The 2,346-nt window shown below is 64.7% G+C and carries 3 protein-coding genes; 2 read left to right on the top strand and 1 reads right to left on the bottom strand.

Going from position 1 to position 2,346, the window contains the following annotated elements:
• Together VMD50_RS04625 and VMD50_RS04620 are read left to right on the top strand one after the other, a co-directional pair.
• A partial coding sequence (locus tag VMD50_RS04625) for a glycosyltransferase (RefSeq protein WP_325425315.1) occupies nucleotides 1-720 on the top strand: 720 nt, incomplete at its 5' end.
• Between the two features lie 36 nt (nucleotides 721-756).
• Nucleotides 757-1,053 (top strand): hypothetical protein, encoded by a 297-nt coding sequence (locus tag VMD50_RS04620; protein WP_325425313.1) that lies wholly within the window; start codon nucleotides 757-759, stop codon nucleotides 1,051-1,053.
• Between the two features lie 30 nt (nucleotides 1,054-1,083).
• On the opposite strand, the gene VMD50_RS04615 is transcribed toward VMD50_RS04620, so the two are convergent.
• Nucleotides 1,084-2,346, bottom strand: a 1,263-nt coding sequence (locus VMD50_RS04615) for a glycoside hydrolase family 5 protein (protein ID WP_325425312.1), incomplete at its 5' end; no start/stop codon positions are given.

The following is a 2,346-nucleotide window of genomic DNA, read 5'->3' as shown; positions in this document are numbered from 1 at the left end:
GACCGCTGGGGGGCGCGTTCGACAGCCACCATCACCCACAGCGACTACGTCGCAGCCGCCGTCGCCACCCGGCGTGATGTACGCGGCACCCCGATACACGTGGTGCCGCTTACCAGCGACCTCGATGCGGCCCTGGTTCCTCCGCTTGTCGGCCCCGAAGGGCGGCACGACTTCGTGATGATCGGCCGGCTCAACCCGTACAAAAACGTCGACGTGGTGCTGGAGGCCTGGCAGCGGCATGTTGCCGGCGGCGGCTGGCGCGGTGACGATCTGGTGTTCATCGGTGACGGGGAGGCTATCCCCCGCACCCTACCGAAGCACACCCGGTGGCGCCCCGGCAGGTACCGCTACTGCGACGTCATCACGACACTGGCGTCCGCGAAGGGTACGATCGTCCACTGCCGGCGCGCCTCACAAAGCGGCGCGCAGTTGCTGTCGCTGCAGTTGGGTGTCATGCCGATTGTTTCCACGGCCGGTGGGCTGCCCGAATACCAGCCGCCGGGCTGCCCGCCGATCGGTATCGACGACGTCGCCGGGCTTGCCGCCGCGTTTGACGAGCTGGCCGATCCAGTCACCGCGACAATGCGCGGGGCCGCGGCAGCGCGCCACTACGCGCAGCGGTTCGCCGTCGACTGGGCCACGGATCGCCTGCTGAACGTGCTCACCGAAGTGCTGGCCGCTCGCTCGCCGGCGGCTCCTACCAACAGGGGGACGCCGTGACCGGTTGGCATCGTTTCGACACGCGGGTTGGCCGGTGTGGCGACTGCCGTCTGGGACTTCAGCCGCGCTCGCCGCAGCAATACGACCCTGGAGCCGGAATCCGGTTGGGTGCGAGCGAGCTTCGACCGGTTCGTGGCGATCCGCCGCTTTGGCGCCTTGGATGGTTTGCGGGCGGTGAGCGTGATCGCGGTGGTTTGGCATCACACCTCGGGCACTCCCGGTCCGTCGTTCACGCACAAGGGCTCCCTGAGGGTGCACTTGTTCTTCGCGATCCAGGCCGACAGGATCTGCGCGCTGGGTCTTCGGCATACGTGCGGTTCCACATTCTGGTAAAAGCTTTGTCGAACAGGCGTTCTCGGGCAGTCAGCAGCCAGCGCCGGTTGGCCCGTTCAGGGTCGAGTTTGCGGCCGCGCCGCTCCAGCAGGTCAAACTCAGGGAGGGGTGTTTGGAAAGCACGACGTATTGGGAGTTGGCCGTATTGATATCGTCGGGCTGAAAGTCGTGGGCAGGGCCCAGTATGGGGTCACCGTGGATGTTTCGGAGTTCACCGTTTCCACCGGCATGGACGAATACGGCGTTGGGTTCGGGCAGCCCCGGAGGCGAGCCGGGGTAGATATTGCGCTGAATCCCGCTAGCGGAGAAATAGGTGACCGTTAGCATGGCGGCGTCAGCCCGGTCAAACCACTTGCCGCCCAGCGTGTTCCAGTGTTCAGCCTCGTCGGCGGCCTCGGCAGCCGGCAGCCCGGACGCCAGCATTTCCTCGTACGAGGGCCAACCCACCTCGCCGATGGCCCCGTGCACATGATTGCGACTCAGCCAGTCGACGAACTTATCGAGCCGGTGCAAGTTCCAGTCGTCGAACGCCTGACCGTGTGTGGTGCCGTCGCTTTGAAATTTTTTGGCCCAGTACGAGTAACGAAGTTCGGGAACCACTTGGCCCGGAACGGCGTATCCGCCGGTCCAGTCGAAATACTGGTGCGCCGAGTACACGACGTCATGTCTTGGATCCTTGATCCAGGCGCGCGGGTGCAGATCAGCGAACGTGTCGACGTTGGACCAACTGATGCCCTCGATCATCAGTTGGTGGTGGTCTCCTGTCTGCCGCACCGCATCGACGGCGGACTGGGAGAACCGCTCCCAGATGACAGCATCGGCGCGGGTCTCAGTGCCGTCACCGGTGAGGTCGTTCGGCTCGTTCATCAGGTCGTAGGCCGCCACGCCCGCGGTGTCCTTGAACCTGGCGGCCAGTCTCGTCCACACGTTCGCGAACTGGTCGCTGCTGATTCCGCGAGAACATGCCACCACCGAACCGTCGGACTGGTGGTAGGTGCAGCCTTCCATCAGGTCGATGATCACATCGATACCCGCGGCGCGTGCCCGGAAGATCTCCGTCGTCAGTCGGGCGACTTCCGCCTGGTCGAGTTCGCCGCCCAGGGTGGGCTGGATGCGTTCCCAATTGATTGGCAGCCGCACCACCGCGACACCGTGCTGGGCCTCAAACACATAGGACGCCACCGACTCGTTGCCGGATTGATCGCCGTAGCCGCCAAGCCAGCTGAAAGTAGTGTCGTTGACGCCGCGGAGATAGGGGAGGTAGGGGATATAGGAACGTTCATCAGCGCTCCT

It is taken from the genome of Mycobacterium sp., from assembly GCF_035506235.1.
GTDB lineage: Bacteria > Actinomycetota > Actinomycetes > Mycobacteriales > Mycobacteriaceae > Mycobacterium.
Note: the sequence above shows the minus strand (reverse complement) of the source record. Positions and strands in the feature narration are given on the sequence as shown.